The organism is Clostridium sp. UBA1652, from assembly GCF_002320975.1.
GTDB lineage: Bacteria > Bacillota > Clostridia > Clostridiales > Clostridiaceae > Clostridium_T > Clostridium_T intestinale.
Genome location: NZ_DCLI01000096.1, coordinates 71029 through 86234, shown reverse-complemented (window position 1 = coordinate 86234; position 15206 = coordinate 71029). Strand labels below are relative to the sequence as shown.

Here is a 15206-nt window from a genome sequence, read left to right as displayed (position 1 = left end):
AAAAAATAAGGTCAGAGATTTTACTCTCTAACCTTATTTGTGTATTTCTTTATAATGCTAATTCCTTATATTTCTCCAAAAGTTTAGCTAACTTACTATAAATATCTTTTGCTCCACCACTTAAGTCACTTTCTATATTTAAAGCAAGTAAAGGCTCATGAAGAGATAATCTAAGTAGGAACCAACCTTGTTCTTTTATGCAATTAATCTTTATTCCTTCATAGTTTTTAGGTTCAATACTCCAGCCTTCTATAGTAGAAACACTTTCTTTTAAATCTTCTATAACAGACTGTCCGTAAGGTCTAAAATCTTCACACTTAATCTTTATCCTTTTTTCTTCAGTTTCTAAAGGATGTTTTAAGTCTTTTATTAAGGAATCTATATCCTTGCCTTCTTTTTTTAGTTTGGACATTTCTATAAGGATCTTTACTATAAGGTAAGCCCCATCATCTAGAAAATAGTTTTCCTTTAAAGCTGCATGCCCTGAAGTTTCTATTGCTAGAGGAGATACGATGCCTTCTTCATTAAGTCTTTTAGCTTCATTTATAACATTTTTATATCCTCTTTTAAATCTATGATGAACTCCACCTAAGTTAGTTATAAATTCTGCTAATCCTGTTGAGGTAATAGAATCTGTAACTATAGTTGCGCCCTCATTTTCTTTTAAAACTATAGAAGATATTAATGCTATAAGAGCATTTTTATTTATCTCTTCTCCTGTTTTAGAAACTATTGCTGATCTATCTACATCGGTGTCAAAGATTATTCCTAAATCTGCTTTTGAGTTAAGTACTGCATTTTTTATAGATTCCATAGCTTCTTTGTTTTCTGGGTTAGGTATATGGTTAGGGAAAGTTCCATCTGGGTCTAAAAACTGACTACCTTCAATGTCTGCCCCAAGTTCCTTTAATACCTTATCTGCAAAGAATCCACCTGCTCCATTTCCTGCATCCACTATTATTTTGCTTCCTGCCAATGGTTTTTCAGTTCCTACAGCATTTCTTACTTTATCAACTAGTAATTTAGAATAGTCTTTTACTAAATCTATTTCTGAAACAGTTCCTTGTGATACCACTATATAATCTTCATTATCTTCTAAAGCCAAATTTATTATTTCATCAATATCTTCTTTTTCACATCCCCCAAGTGGAGTGAAAAATTTAAGACCATTATAATAATATGGAAGGTGGCTAGCTGTTATCATTATTGATCCATCACATTTATAATCTTCTAAAACCGTAGTCATAAACATAGATGGTGTGGTAGTAATCCCACAATCATCTACATTTACTCCAACTTTAGTTAGAGACTCAGTCAAAGCTGATTTTAAACTAGGACCTGATAATCTTGAGTCCATACCTAATGCCACTTTTATATTATCTTTATTATTTGACTTATTTTTTAAAAACTTTGCAAAACCAACTCCAAGTAATTTCACAATTTCGGGGCTTAGGGTTTCTTTGTACTCTTCAGTTTCTATAGCTATTCCCCTTATATCCGTACCATTTTTCAGCTTTTTTAATGTAAGTTTTGTATTATCATCTACTACATTATATAAACTTGTGCTCATGGTTATTTCCCCCCCTTAGTAATTACTATTAAAGTGATTTAGCTGCTTCAACTATGTCTTTTGCAGTTAATCCATAATGTGCTAATAAAACATCTGGAGTTCCTGATTGACCAAATACGTCTTTAACTCCGATTCTCTTAAGTTTAGCTGGAGCTTCTTCAGCTAATACTTCTGCTACTGCTGAACCTAATCCACCTATTATGCTGTGCTCTTCAGCTGTAACTACTTTACCTATAGTTTTAGCTAAGTTTACTATAAGTTCATTATCTAATGGTTTTATAGTTGGTATATTTACAACAGTTGCTTCTATGTTTTCTTTGCTTAATGTTTCTGCTGCTTCTAAAGCTTTAGCTACCATTATTCCTGTTGCTACTATAAGTACGTCTTTTCCTTCTCTTAAAACTTCACCTTTTCCTATTTTGAATTCATAGTTTTCATCATGGATTACAGGTGTAGCTGCTCTTCCGAATCTTATATAAACTGGTCCATAATAATCTACTGCTGCAAATACTGCTTTTTTAGCTTCTACCGCATCAGCTGGATTTATTACTACCATATTTGGTATACTTCTCATTAAAGATATATCTTCTATAGCTTGGTGACTTCCACCATCTTCTCCTACTGTTATACCAGCATGAGTTACAGCTATTTTAACATTTAATTTTGGATAAGCTACTGAGTTTCTGATTTGCTCAAATGCTCTTCCTGCTGCAAACATAGCAAAAGTAGTTGCAAATGGTATTTTTCCACATGTAGCTAATCCTGCTGCTGTTCCAATCATGTCACCTTCTGCTATTCCCATATCAAAGAATCTATCTGGTGCTACATTTTTGAATTCTCCACTCTTAGTTGCTTTTGCAAGGTCTGCATCTAATACTACTACGTTCTCATTTGATGCTAATTCTTTTAATGCTTCTCCGTAAGCTTCTCTAGTTGCTATATTCATTATTTTTCTCCTCCTTGTAACTCACTTAAAGCTTGTACTTTTTGTTCTTCATTTGGTGCAGTTCCATGCCATGAAGCTTTATTTTCCATGAAGGAAACGCCTTTTCCTTTAACTGTCTTAGCTATTATTGCTGTTGGTTTTCCTTTAACTTCTTTTGCTTTAACTAAAGCTTCTTTTATCTCTTCTAAATTATGTCCATCTATAACTAAAACATTCCATCCGAAAGCTTCAAACTTCGCATCTACTGGATTTACGTTCATAACTTCTTCGTTTGATCCATCTATTTGAAGTCCATTATGATCTATGAAAGCTACTACATTATCTAATTTGTAATGAGATGTACTCATTGCAGCTTCCCAGATTTGTCCTTCTTGAAGTTCTCCGTCTCCGATTATTGTATATACTCTATAGTCTTTTTTATTTAATTTTCCTGCTAAAGCTATTCCATTAGCTGCTGATAATCCTTGTCCAAGTGATCCTGTTGACATATCTACTCCTGGAGTTTTCTTCATGTCTGGGTGTCCTTGAAGTATTGATTCAAATTTTCTTAAAGATTTAAGTTCTTCTTTTGGGAAATATCCTCTTTCTGCTAAAGCTGCATATAATCCTGGTGCTGCATGTCCTTTTGATAAAACAAATCTATCTCTGTCTTCCCATCTAGGATCTTCTACCTTTATGTTCATTTCCTCGAAATATAATACTGTTAATATATCTGCGATAGATAATGATCCACCTGGATGTCCTGATTTTGATGCTGTTAACATTTCAATGATGTCTACTCTTATAGCTTTTGCTATATCTTTTAGTTTTTCTGTATTCAACTTTTTTTCCTCCTTAAATCTTATCTTAAATCTTATTTTTTATTGGCATGTTGTTGCCAAAGATTTTATAAATTTTATACGATTTCTTTTAAGAATGCTGATGTACTGAATACATGCAACAATTGTTGAAGCTATTTTCTTACTTTTGCCCGTTATAGCGGTTTTGTGCTTCTTCATTTATATTCTAATCTATTTTTCACGCTAAGTAAAGTATATTAACGCATATTTTTTACTTTTATTTGCGTTTTTTTTCTTATATTTAATTGTTTATATTTTATTTAATAATTGTAAAATATATGTTATCATATTCTTTATAGTATATCTATTCAGCAGATTGGAACGGTGATTATGTTAAAAGAAGAACGTCAACAGGAAATTTTAAAAATTATAAACTCTGAGCAAAAGGTTATTGCAAGTGATTTAAGTCATAGATTATCTGTTTCGGAAGATACCATTAGAAGAGATTTAAAAGATCTAGATAATAAAGGATTAATTAGAAGAGTTCATAGTGGTGCTCTTAGACTAGGTCCGCCACTTGAGGATTTTTCTATTAGAGAAAAAGTCTTCAGTGATATAAAGATGAGTTTAGCTCAAAAAGCTTTACCCTTTATAAAAGATGATCAGGTTTTATTGATTGATGGTGGAACTACAAATTTATGTTTAACAAAACAACTACCTATCAATCTAAAGGCAACAGTAATAACAAATAGTCCACCAATAGCTGTAGCTTTAGCTAATCACAAACAAATAGAAGTTATTATGCTTGGTGGCACATTGAACAAAAAATCAATGATTAACGTTGGAATAGATACGGTTGAGGCTTTATCTACCATGAGAGTTGATATCTATATTATGGGTATATACAATATAGACTCTCAAATAGGGGTAAGCTGCCCTACCCTTTCTGAATGTTTGACCAAAAGAAAAATGGTGTCAATTTCCTCTGAAATAATAGCACTTGTTACATCAGATAAATTAGGAACAGTTTCAAATCAAGTTGTTTGCCCACCTCAAGATTTGAGTTATTTAATAACTGACTCTATTAGTTCTGAAATCAAAAATCTTTATAGCAGACAAAATATAACTGTTATAGATTAAGAAAAAGTGAGAGAAATCTCACTTTTTCTTATTTACTTTATGTTAAATAATTATCAATTTTAATATCAATTATTTATGAATTTACTATTTCTATCATAAAATCTACTACCTTGTTTAAACATTTTCATCAACTACTTTGCTTATATAGCCAAACTTTAATTAAACTGTAAATTTAAAATTTTCTGAAAATAATCTTGATTTAATTCAATTCTTGTTATATTATTAACATAGATGTTAAATAATTAACAATTTGGATTAAAGGAAGGGATTTGTATGAAAGTTACTAATAGTGAAGATTTAATGGTTAAACTAGAAGAAATAAGAAAAGCTCAAAAGATATTTTCCTCATATACCCAAGAACAAGTAGATAAAATATTCAGAAACGCTGCCATAGCTGCAAATAATGCAAGAATTAAATTAGCTAAAATGGCTGTAGAAGAAAGTGGTATGGGTGTTTTAGAAGATAAGGTTATGAAAAATCATTTTGCAGCTGAGTATATTTACAATAAATATAAAGATGAGAAAACTTGTGGTATTTTAGAGCATGATGAATCGGCTGGCTTTAAAAGAATAGCTTCTCCTATAGGTGTTGTAGCTGCTATTATTCCTACCACTAATCCTACATCGACAGCTATATTTAAGGCTTTAATATCTTTAAAAACAAGAAATGGAATTATATTCTCTCCTCATCCGAGAGCAAAAAATGCTACTATTGAAGCTGCAAAAATAGTTTTAAAAGCAGCAGTTGAAGCTGGCGCACCAGAAGGAATTATTGGATGGATAGATGAACCTAGTATCGAACTTTCTCAAATTGTTATGAAAGAATCTGATATTATATTAGCAACTGGTGGCCCTGCTATGGTTAAGGCTGCTTACTCTTCTGGTAAACCTGCCATAGGTGTAGGTGCTGGTAACACCCCTGCTATAATAGATGAAACTGCTCATATAAAAATGGCAGTAAGCTCAATAATTTTATCCAAATCCTTTGACAACGGCGTAATATGTGCTTCAGAGCAATCAGTATTAGTTTTAGACTCTATTTATGATGAAGTAAAGAAGGAATTTGAAGAAAGAGGAGCTTATGTATTAAGATTCTTCGAAGCAGAAAAACTAAAAAAGATACTATTAGTTAAAGGCAATATAAATCCTGATATAGTAGGACAATCTGCCTTAAAAATAGCTGAACTTGCTGGAATTACCGTGCCAGATAATACAAGAGTTTTAGTTGCAGAGGCACAATCTGTAGAATTCTCTGAACCTTTAGCCCATGAAAAGTTATCTCCTGTACTAACAATGTACAGAGTTAAAACCTTTGATGAAGCTATAGAAAAAGCTTCAAGACTAATCGAACAAGGCGGTTTAGGACATACCTCAACCCTTTATATAGATACCTTAACACAAAAAGAAAAATTAGATAAATTCACTTTAAATATGAAAACTGTTAGAACTTTAATAAATGTTCCAGCCACTCATGGAGCTATGGGGGATGTATTTAACTTTAGATTAACTCCTTCACTTACACTTGGCTGTGGTCCATGGGGTGGAAACTCAGTTTCAGATAACATTGGACCAAAACATTTATTAAATATAAAAAACGTAGCTGAGAGGAGAGAAAATATGCTTTGGTTTAAAGTACCACAAAAAACCTATTTTAAATATGGTTCTTTACCATTTGCTATAAGAGAACTAAAGGACTTAGGTAAAAAGAAAGCTTTTATAGTAACAGATAGAATATTAAATGATCTAGGATATACAAATAGAGTTACAGATGTTCTTAGTGAAATAGGAGTAGACTTTAGAATATTTACTGAAGTTGAACCTGATCCAACTCTATCTACTGCCCTTAAAGGTGCAAATGAAATGTTAAGTTATAACCCTGATGTAATTATAGCCCTAGGGGGAGGTTCTCCTATGGATGCTGCAAAAATAATGAGAGTTTTATATGAACACCCTGAGATTCAATTTGAAGATGTTGCTATGAGATTCATGGATATAAGAAAAAGAATATGTCCATTCCCTAAATTAGGTACTAATGCAATGATGGTAGCAATAGCAACCTCTGCTGGTACAGGCTCTGAGGTTACACCTTTTGCAGTTATTACTGATGAAAAATCAGGTATAAAATATCCACTTGCAGATTATGAGTTAACACCTGATATGGCTATAGTAGATGCAGAATTAATGATGAATATGCCAAAAGGATTAACCAGTGCTTCAGGAATAGATGCATTAACCCATGGATTAGAAGCCTACACATCCATTCAAGCTTCTGAATATACTAATGGGTTAGCAATGGAATCAATAAGACTTATATTTAAATACCTACCTCTTGCTTATGAGGAAGGTACAACTAATATTAAAGCTAGAGAAAAAATGGCTCATGCTTCAACTATGGCAGGAATGGCTTTTGCAAACTGTTTCTTAGGAGTATGTCACTCAATGGCTCACAAACTAGGAGCAGAACACCATATTCCTCATGGAGTAGCTAATGCCTTACTAATAAATGAAGTTATAAAATTTAATGCAGCAGATGATCCTAAAAAACAAGCAGGATTCCCTCAATATAAATATCCTAATATAAAAATGAGATATGCAAGGATAGCTGATTATCTAAACCTTGGTGGAAATACTGAGGATGAAAAAGTAGATTTATTAATAAAAGCTATAAATGAACTTAAAAAGAAAATAAATATTCCTATGAGCATAAAAGAATATGGAATATCAAAAGAAAACTTCTATAGAAATCTTGATGATATGTGTGAGCAAGCTTTTGATGATCAATGCACAGGAGCTAATCCAAGATATCCTCTTATAAGCGAAATTAAAGAAATGTATATAAACTCATTTGATTTAGAGGAAGCTAAAAAAAGTAAAAGCATATTTTCAAAATACCCTAAACTTGCATAATAAGCCTTTTCTACACTCAATAATAGAAGAAGCCTAGGATTTTAAATCTTCGGCTTCTTCCCTTATATTCTTTAAAAGTCTATTTATTTTCTCTCCTATTTTTACTCTCTCTTTTTTAATCCAATCTATATCTATTTCCAGCCCAAAATTCTTACCAAAAGAATAATATATATTTATCCTCTGATAATAAAGCTCTAACTCCTTTAAATCATTCATAAAATATCTAGGTTTACTTATTTCCTTCTTATTGGATACAAATATTTCATCTATATAACTCAAATATGTTATCATAAGTTCTCTTTCACTAATATCAAAAGGAATCTTCATAAGCTTCCACTCTATTTCTTGAGATAATCTATAGGTCTTTATATTTTCAAGTTTTATTATATATTCACTAACATCCATCTTTCTGTATAAACTACCATCAACCTCTCTTGTACTCCAAAGGGCAAGCTTATCCTTAAGCGGGATATTTCTTATATTTACAATCCCCTCACTGGGACCCAAAACAGCTTCATAAATATTCTCATCCTTAGTCTCCAAGTTATATCTTATAAATTCTCCACTCTCTCCATAAGCAGCTACATACCCTCTATCATAGATACCTTTTCTACCTGCTCTTCCTGCTATCTGCTTAATTTCTTGAGATGTTAAACTTCTTACCTCATTACCATCAAACTTCCTAGTATCCATAAACACAATTCTTTTTAATGGAAGATTAACACCCATACCAATAGCATCAGTTGTTATCAAAATACTATTTTCACCAGTTACAAATTCCTCATATTGCTTTCTTCTTACCTCTGGAGGTAAATCACCATATATAAGACTAGCTTTTATACCTTTTTCGGCAAAATAACTAGCTAACTCCAACACCTTTTTCTTAGAAAAAACAACTAGCCCATCACCAGCTGATGTATTTTTAAGCTTAAAAGCTTTATCTTCAACTATTAAAGGCATCTCTCTTACATATTCTATTATTTCATAATCTTCTCCACAATCTTCAATAATCTTTACTAATATATTCTTGGCATTAAAAGCCCCACATACATGAACTTCTCTAGCCTTAAGTCCCAAAACTGCGCGAGTCCAAGCAAAACCTCTAAAGTCATCCTTAATCATTTGAATCTCATCAATTATACCTACATCATATTCCTCATCTATATTAAGTTTTTCTATAGTGCAGCTTATATGTCTAGAATTTTCAACTAAATCCTCTTCCTCACCAGTTACAAGGTCGCAAGGAACCCCTTGTTTATTTAACTTTTCATAATTCTCAAGGGCTAAGATTCTCAGGGGAGATAAATAAATCCCCTTATTAGCCTTCTTCAAAGCTTCCATGGCATTATAAGTTTTTCCTGTATTGGTTTCCCCTAAATGAAGATAAAATTTTCTCTTATATTTTCTAGTTTCTCTATATTCATCTTTTGGATTCTTAGGAAAAGTTCTGTTGAAGTCTTCTTCCAAAACCTTAGGTATATGCTTCGTAAGTAAAATACTCAGCACCCCAGATTTCATAAATCCTTCATAGTCATCCTTAATGATTTTATTAAAACTAAATTCAGTTCCATTTTTTCTATTATAATCTTCTATTATTCTCTCAGACACATACTTAAATAAATCTATATATCTATAATATACATCCTTAAACCCTTTAAAACCTTTATCCTGCATACCTTTTAAAATCTTTATTTTCTTTCTTAAAGAGGCCTCCTGCTCCCACAAAGCATTGTTTTTGGAATTTCTCGCAATAGTTTCAATGTTACTAATCTGTTCTTTAAGCTTTTTAAAATCCCTGTCCTTACTCTTTTTCACGCCCAAGCCCCCTAACGTCAAATGAGATTATCCCTTTTTTCTGATGTCTAGCCACTGTAACATTCCCATCAGACTAATGGGAGCTAACAGTGGCACGACCCTAGACAAGTTCAACTAACCTTCAGTGGGAGATTAAAACTCCCTCTGAAGCTAAGTTTCACTTTATATTATAAGTTTATTTATAAAATACATACCTTAAAACCAAATTCGATAATTTATTATAACATTATTGAAATAAAAATAAGAGCATCATAAAAATACTCTCAAAATAACTATGGATTTATAATATTTATAATCTTCTCTATAGTTTCATCTATCTTCTTATTACTTGTATCTATCTTTATAGTATCCATGTTTTTATAAAGCTCAAGCCTTTTAAGACTATTCTCTAAATTTCTATCTCCTCTTCCATTCTTAAAATCCTCAATAATCCTATTTCTCAAAACTTCCTCTGAACATATAAGCGTTATCTTATATAACTCAAAATCAAAATCCTTAAGTCTATTTAATAATAGTTCAAAAATACTCTCTTCATGGATTACCCAATTAAAAACAACATATTCTAAGGATGAATTCCTTAAAAAATTACTTAAAAGATAAACTATGTTATCTTCAACCATCTTCTTATTTTCATCATTGACTACAAAAGGGTTCATCATCCAGCACCAATCCCCATCAAGCCAAACAGAATTCTCAAGATTTTTATATAAAGCTTTTGAAATAGTACTTTTTCCAACACCCATAGTCCCATTTATGATTATTAGCTTCTTTTTCATTTACATCACCCCTTATTTTATATAATATTAAATCTTATCTCAAATACTCACTATAATAAGGAAGCAACACCTCATAAGCTTCCAAAACTTCTTTAGGAATATCCACGTGACCTATAAATCCTTTTCCCTTAGGTCCATATCCATTTTCGTCATCTTTAAGTCTAGGTATTTCTCCCATAATTAAAGAAATGAATCTGTGCATATCCCAAAGTCCATAAATATCATTATCTATAAACTTCATAACTCCATTCTCTTCTTTAATTAATGGTATAAAGCAGGAATAATTAATAAACTCTACTTGTTTATCTTTCCATTCCATCTTAAAACATTCATCTGTTCTTAACTGCATGGTTGGATCTTGAAGAATTAAAATTGTCTTTGGTTTTTTGTTTAATTTTTCTATAACTTTAAAGGCTTCATAGGCATTAGATCCACAATTAGTAGATTTATTTTCAATAATTATATCCGCTTCTTTTATCCCTAAGTTTCTAACTAAAACATCTTTTAGAATATCTGCTTCTGCTCTATTTTTTACTTCTATACCTTCATATTTTAAATTATTGAGTATATTCTCTTCTAAATATATAGTTGAGTGTCCTATTCCCCCTACTATCATCATCTCTTTTGCTAAATTATTTTTGTAAGCTATGCCTCCCTCTTCAGCTATATAGGGAATAGCGCTTCCCAATATTATTAATAAATCCACTTTATCTATATTATATTTTTTAAGTAATTCTTCTTTTGAAATTTCTTTAAGATCTCTTTTAGCTAAATACTTTATTATCTCATTAAAAGAATCAATAACTTCCTTAGTAATTTTCTTAGTCATAGGTTGATTACCTCCAAAAATATTTGCTTTTGTTAATATTTTACCATATTTTTGTGCATTTAATTGACTTCCAAAATACCATTCTATAAAATACTTAAAATAAATCTAATGAAATATTTCTACAAAAGCTTCTGCAATATAGTTGCAATAAGAAATGTGATGAAATTCTGTACATTTCTTTAGTGTATTTATTTCTCCCATTTAACTGGATATCTGGATATCCAGTTTTCTGTATTTCTGTATTTCTGGTTTTCCAGTTAACCATTTATATGGTTATTAAACATAATAATTTAATTTGGCTTAGAAGATCTATCTAAGAGTAGTAGTCTACTTAAATAGACTAATTTCAAGTGAAATTTGACAATCCTCGCTTAATCACTTAAAATCATTGTAATTAAGTGAAACTTGATTCAGTTGGAGTTTTTATCCCAACTGAATCACTTGTGCCCCTTGTGGGTATAGTTGAACTTATCTAGGGTCGTGCCACTGTTATCTCTCACCTTAATATAGGATGGGAGATTTACAGTGGCTAGACATCAGACAATACAAGGGGGTATTTTAAAATGAAACAATTATCTTTGAGAATCCTAAAGCTTATTTGGGGACTTTTTTTATTTGCTTTAGGTGTAGTGCTAACAATTCAAGCTAATATTGGACTTGCTCCTTGGGATGCTTTTAGTGTAGGGGTATCTAATATTACAGGAATTACTTATGGAAATGTTGTGATACTTACTGGAGTGGGTATTCTTATATTTATTGTATTACTTAAAGAGAAGATAGGTTTAGGAACCATCCTAAATACTGTTTTAATCGGGGCAATGTCAGATATTTTATTAGGTTTAAAAATCATTCCTGTTATGGACAACTTTTTCTTTGGTTTAATTATGCTTTTAGTTGGACAAATTGTTATCTCTTTTGGAAGTTATTTTTATATAGGACAAGGTTTAGGCTCAGGTCCAAGAGATTCTCTTATGATTGCTCTTAGCAAGCGTCTTCCAAATCTTTCTATAGGGGTAATCCGAGGGGGAATTGAAGGGGCTGCTTTAATAATAGGATGGTTACTTGGAGCTAAAGTTGGTATTGGAACAATAATATCTGTATTTGGAATAGGTTTTATTATTCAATATACTTTTAAACTACTACGCTTTAACGTAAAAGCTGTTAAACATGACAGTTTATTTGATACCGCAAAATCATTTGCAAATTCTTAAAATAATAAAAGGATAAATAGTTACGTCTATTTATCCTTTTATTATCTAATCTCTTTTAGCAAATGCAACAACATATCCATCTAAATCTAGTCCATAAGATACATAGTCTCCCCAGTTTCTTATCTCACCTTTACTTACTTCTTTACCACCTAGTTCTACTAACCCATCCAAATACTCATCTGGATTATCTACATATAAATAAAGCTCACATCTAGATGCACCATTACTCTCCTTTGGATGAGTTATCTTACTCCCAAGAATTCTTGCGATACCTTCTTCTGGCATTAACCCTAATACAGTTGTTTCTGAAACTTGAAATTCAGTCATTCCAGGTACATGCAGTCTAGGACTTAATTTTAAAAGTGACTCATAAGACTTTTTAGATTTTTCTTGATCTTTAACATAGATTATAAACATAGCTTCTTTATACATATTTTTTCTCCTCAATATTCTCATTGGCATAAGATAAAAAACTTTCAATTAACTTATTATTAAAACTAGTAACCATCTTCCTTCCATCATAAATATCCAATGCTGACTTTATAATAGCCCTAAATCTAACTGGTAAAATATCTAAAGCCCATTCTCCAGCCTCTCTCTTAGATGTTACTTTATTAGTTTCTAGAAAATTTAATATTCTACAAGTATTTAAAATATAGTACTCTGGCTTTTTATAAAAACCCTCCCAAGCATCTTCAAAATCATCGAGTATTGACTTTAGATATTCTTCATTACTAATCTTAGGGAAAATCAAATCTTTATCTTTTCCCCATAAAGTAATTCCTCTTTCATTAATAACTCTCATGTGAGCAGGTAAGTCTCCATCTTCTAAAACATCTCCTCCTAGCTCTTTGTTTTCTAGAAACATATTCGTATACTTTTCTCTCCAATACTCACTATAATGCAAATCATAATGACAAATTAAACTGTGCCTTTTAAGCTTATCCTCTAACAAAAAGCTTATTTCAACAGGTGATGGCCTCAATGATATTTTCATTAGCTCTTTTATTATCCCATCTTTGTCATTTGTGGCTTCATTCATTACTACTATAATATCTATATCACTTTTATCTTTGTTAAAACACCCCATGGCTAATGATCCATGCAAATAAACCCCAACTAAATTTTCTTTTAACTTACTCTTACACAAATCGAGTATTTTATTAATTTGTTCCTTACTTTCTTTGGGTATATTGATATTCATATACTTCTCCTAAGTTAAGAAATGAAACAATCTTAAAACTTCATAATAGTTATCTGTAGTATAAGAAATGACCCTTGGTTCAGTAAGTTTTGCACCAGGATAAAAAGAATTTCTATATGCTTTTTCATGTCTTTCATAAGCTAGTTCTATATTAAAAGTTTTTGGCAAAGTAATTTTGCATAGACTATAATCTGTCACTAAGGCTTCCTTAACTAAAGTTTTAATATCTTTTATAGCTTTATTTGGATGAATATTTATAGTGCATTGTCCCACGCCTTCTTTAACTGATAAAGTCTTAATACTTCCATTTGTTTGTTTAACCTCATCTATAAGCCCCTTATCTCCACTTACAAATACAACTGGTACATTATGAAGCGCTGCTGCATAAGCATTAATCAAAAACTCACTGGCATAAACCCCATTTGTTTTTATATAGGACATTCCTGTATCTAAAGTATGTGCAAGAGGACTAGTTCCACTACCTGCTCTTGAATGATATCCTATAAAAATAACTCCATCAAAACTTTCGTCCAACCCACTTACCATACACATAGGATCTCCAGCCCATCCACTTTGAAGTTTCACATACTCAGGTAGCTCATTAATATCAATATTTCTTGCACTATCATGAGCATCTTTTACATATATCTCAGTTGCACCAGCTTCATAAGCTCCCTCACAAGCAGCCTTAACTTCTTTAGTCATCTGAGCTGCAAAAACTGAAAAATCGCCATGACCTTTCTCCGTTTCACTCCAACTAGTAACCCCTGTTACCCCTTCAATATCTGCACTAATATATATCTTCATACTTCCCTCCTACTAAACCTCTCAAATTTACCTATATTTTACCACAATTAAATAATCCTATTATTATTATTATTATTTCATTCATCTAAACTGCATAGATAATTAACTACTTACCTAATTATCTGTTTATCTAATTACCTAATTACTTAATTATTTGCTTATCTAATTACCTAATTATCCAATTACCTACTTACCTAATTATTTGCTTATCTAATTAGATAATTAAGTATGCACTTCTGCCCTGTAGAAACTCGCAGAGTTTCATTAAATTCATCTCACTTTTAATCTGTACACTTCTGCCCTGTAGAGACTTCTCCTCAAGTCTCATTAGATTCCTGTTAACTTTTAATCTGTAGGAGCGCCCCTCAGCTCCATCAATTCCTCTTAACTTTTCTCTTTCCCAAGTCTCATCAAATTCACCTACCCAGTTACATCATGTAACTTTATTTTTATTAAAATTATAGACATGAAAAATATGGGGCTACGTCACTTATTATTTAGTGACGTAGCCCCTTTTCCTAATAATTAACCAGTATATCTAACTAATTGTATTTATAAACCTATCTAATTCTTCTTTTGATTCAAATATATTCTTAGGAATCAGAATAGGAACCATAATAAAACTCTTGAACTTTCTAGGTAATAGGAATATTAATATACAATTTTTATCTACTATAAGCTCCCTAACTTTCTCTTTAGAAAGTTCCACTGTAAAAGAACCCTTATACACATATTTATTATTATTGTTAATATTAATACTATTATGGTTAGTTCCTATTCTGCCTTTTACTCTTTTTGCAAGATTTTTTATAGCAGATTTCTGACTACTAAATGCTAATATACACATACTTATAATATAAATTACTAGCATTATTAAAATCCCATTATTCCATATACGACTCCATATGAACTTAGTTATAGCTACCATAAGAACTAAAAGCATCAAAGTACCAATAGTATCCATTAGATATCCTACATTCTTTAAAGTGCTTCTTGCCACTTTACTTCTTAGGTATATTCTCTCTACATCTTTCATTGATAGATTTTCGTTTATTTCGTATTCATATAACATAATAATTCTCCTTTAATTAGTATATTATACCATTTATTATAAAGTTATTTAATATCCAAATAGTTACTAGCTAGTACATTTGGGTTTATAGTTATAAATTTGTATTTTAATTCCTGTTATTTTATAATAATTATAAAGCCAAAACAATTA

General features: G+C 31.1%; 13 protein-coding genes. 3 read left to right on the top strand and 10 right to left on the bottom strand.

What is annotated here, in order from left to right; genetic code table 11:
* Positions 1–49: 49 nt before the first annotated feature.
* The 3 genes from B3N22_RS23255 to B3N22_RS23245 are packed head-to-tail and all read right to left on the bottom strand — an operon-like array spanning position 50 to position 3337.
* Positions 50–1570, bottom strand: a complete 1521-nt coding sequence (locus tag B3N22_RS23255) for a phosphohexomutase domain-containing protein (RefSeq protein ID WP_286911034.1) — start codon at positions 1568–1570, stop codon at positions 50–52.
* A gap of 28 nt (positions 1571–1598) precedes the next feature.
* Positions 1599–2516, bottom strand: coding sequence for a transketolase family protein (locus B3N22_RS23250; RefSeq protein WP_238906802.1), 918 nt, complete (start codon positions 2514–2516; stop codon positions 1599–1601).
* On the bottom strand, positions 2516–3337 hold the full coding sequence (locus tag B3N22_RS23245) for a transketolase (RefSeq protein ID WP_021803690.1): 822 nt from the start codon (positions 3335–3337) through the stop codon (positions 2516–2518). Before B3N22_RS23245 ends, B3N22_RS23250 begins: the two co-directional genes overlap by 1 nt.
* A 348-nt stretch (positions 3338–3685) precedes the next feature.
* Here B3N22_RS23245 and B3N22_RS23240 point away from each other — a divergent pair, with 348 nt between their 5' ends.
* Both B3N22_RS23240 and adhE read left to right on the top strand, forming a co-directional pair.
* Positions 3686–4435 carry a DeoR/GlpR family DNA-binding transcription regulator gene (locus tag B3N22_RS23240; protein ID WP_034856372.1) on the top strand — a complete coding sequence of 250 codons (750 nt, stop codon included), beginning with the start codon at positions 3686–3688 and terminating at the stop codon, positions 4433–4435.
* 273 nt (positions 4436–4708) lie between these two features.
* Positions 4709–7342 (top strand): bifunctional acetaldehyde-CoA/alcohol dehydrogenase, encoded by a 2634-nt coding sequence (gene adhE / locus B3N22_RS23235; RefSeq protein ID WP_286911030.1) that lies wholly within the window; start codon positions 4709–4711, stop codon positions 7340–7342.
* A 33-nt stretch (positions 7343–7375) separates the two neighbouring features.
* Here the strand turns inward: adhE and B3N22_RS23230 are convergent, their stop codons facing one another.
* The 3 genes from B3N22_RS23230 to B3N22_RS23220 all read right to left on the bottom strand — a co-directional run bounded on the left by B3N22_RS23230 (position 7376) and on the right by B3N22_RS23220 (position 10762).
* Complete coding sequence (locus B3N22_RS23230; RefSeq protein ID WP_286911028.1) at positions 7376–9157, bottom strand: helicase-related protein; 1782 nt, start codon at positions 9155–9157, stop codon at positions 7376–7378.
* A 272-nt stretch (positions 9158–9429) separates the two neighbouring features.
* Positions 9430–9933: an AAA family ATPase gene (locus B3N22_RS23225; protein ID WP_286911026.1), complete on the bottom strand. Its 504-nt coding sequence runs from the start codon at positions 9931–9933 to the stop codon at positions 9430–9432.
* Positions 9934–9967: 34 nt separating this feature from the next.
* Positions 9968–10762 (bottom strand): YdcF family protein, encoded by a 795-nt coding sequence (locus B3N22_RS23220; RefSeq protein WP_286911024.1) that lies wholly within the window; start codon positions 10760–10762, stop codon positions 9968–9970.
* Positions 10763–11325: 563 nt separating this feature from the next.
* Here B3N22_RS23220 and B3N22_RS23215 point away from each other — a divergent pair.
* Complete coding sequence (locus B3N22_RS23215; RefSeq protein ID WP_286911022.1) at positions 11326–11973, top strand: YczE/YyaS/YitT family protein; 648 nt, start codon at positions 11326–11328, stop codon at positions 11971–11973.
* Positions 11974–12018: 45 nt separating this feature from the next.
* Here B3N22_RS23215 and B3N22_RS23210 read toward each other — a convergent pair whose 3' ends face one another.
* From B3N22_RS23210 to B3N22_RS23195, 4 genes are all read right to left on the bottom strand, one after another.
* Positions 12019–12405: a VOC family protein gene (locus tag B3N22_RS23210; protein WP_286911020.1), complete on the bottom strand. Its 387-nt coding sequence runs from the start codon at positions 12403–12405 to the stop codon at positions 12019–12021.
* Entirely contained in the window at positions 12398–13177 is a 780-nt protein-coding gene (locus B3N22_RS23205; protein ID WP_286911018.1) for an aminoglycoside adenylyltransferase domain-containing protein, read from the bottom strand. The genes B3N22_RS23210 and B3N22_RS23205 overlap by 8 nt, the downstream gene beginning before the upstream one ends.
* Before the next feature lie 9 nt (positions 13178–13186).
* Positions 13187–13984 (bottom strand): M55 family metallopeptidase, encoded by a 798-nt coding sequence (locus tag B3N22_RS23200; RefSeq protein ID WP_286911016.1) that lies wholly within the window; start codon positions 13982–13984, stop codon positions 13187–13189.
* Between the two features lie 538 nt (positions 13985–14522).
* The gene (locus B3N22_RS23195; protein WP_286911014.1) at positions 14523–15056 is read right to left on the bottom strand and encodes a hypothetical protein; all 534 of its coding nucleotides are present in this window, start codon (positions 15054–15056) and stop codon (positions 14523–14525) included.
* Positions 15057–15206: the final 150 nt, after the last annotated feature.

Bases quoted from the DNA above. Each gene is read 5' to 3' on its own strand.
- B3N22_RS23255 (WP_286911034.1), bottom strand. From the start codon at position 1,570: ATGAGCACAAGTTTATATAATGTAGTAGATGATAATACAAAACTTACA.
- B3N22_RS23250 (WP_238906802.1), bottom strand. From the start codon at position 2,516: ATGAATATAGCAACTAGAGAAGCTTACGGAGAAGCATTAAAAGAATTA.
- B3N22_RS23240 (WP_034856372.1), top strand. From the start codon at position 3,686: ATGTTAAAAGAAGAACGTCAACAGGAAATTTTAAAAATTATAAACTCT.
- adhE (WP_286911030.1), top strand. From the start codon at position 4,709: ATGAAAGTTACTAATAGTGAAGATTTAATGGTTAAACTAGAAGAAATA.
- B3N22_RS23225 (WP_286911026.1), bottom strand. From the start codon at position 9,933: ATGAAAAAGAAGCTAATAATCATAAATGGGACTATGGGTGTTGGAAAA.
- B3N22_RS23220 (WP_286911024.1), bottom strand. From the start codon at position 10,762: ATGACTAAGAAAATTACTAAGGAAGTTATTGATTCTTTTAATGAGATA.
- B3N22_RS23215 (WP_286911022.1), top strand. From the start codon at position 11,326: ATGAAACAATTATCTTTGAGAATCCTAAAGCTTATTTGGGGACTTTTT.
- B3N22_RS23210 (WP_286911020.1), bottom strand. From the start codon at position 12,405: ATGTATAAAGAAGCTATGTTTATAATCTATGTTAAAGATCAAGAAAAA.
- B3N22_RS23205 (WP_286911018.1), bottom strand. From the start codon at position 13,177: ATGAATATCAATATACCCAAAGAAAGTAAGGAACAAATTAATAAAATA.
- B3N22_RS23200 (WP_286911016.1), bottom strand. From the start codon at position 13,984: ATGAAGATATATATTAGTGCAGATATTGAAGGGGTAACAGGGGTTACT.
- B3N22_RS23195 (WP_286911014.1), bottom strand. From the start codon at position 15,056: ATGTTATATGAATACGAAATAAACGAAAATCTATCAATGAAAGATGTA.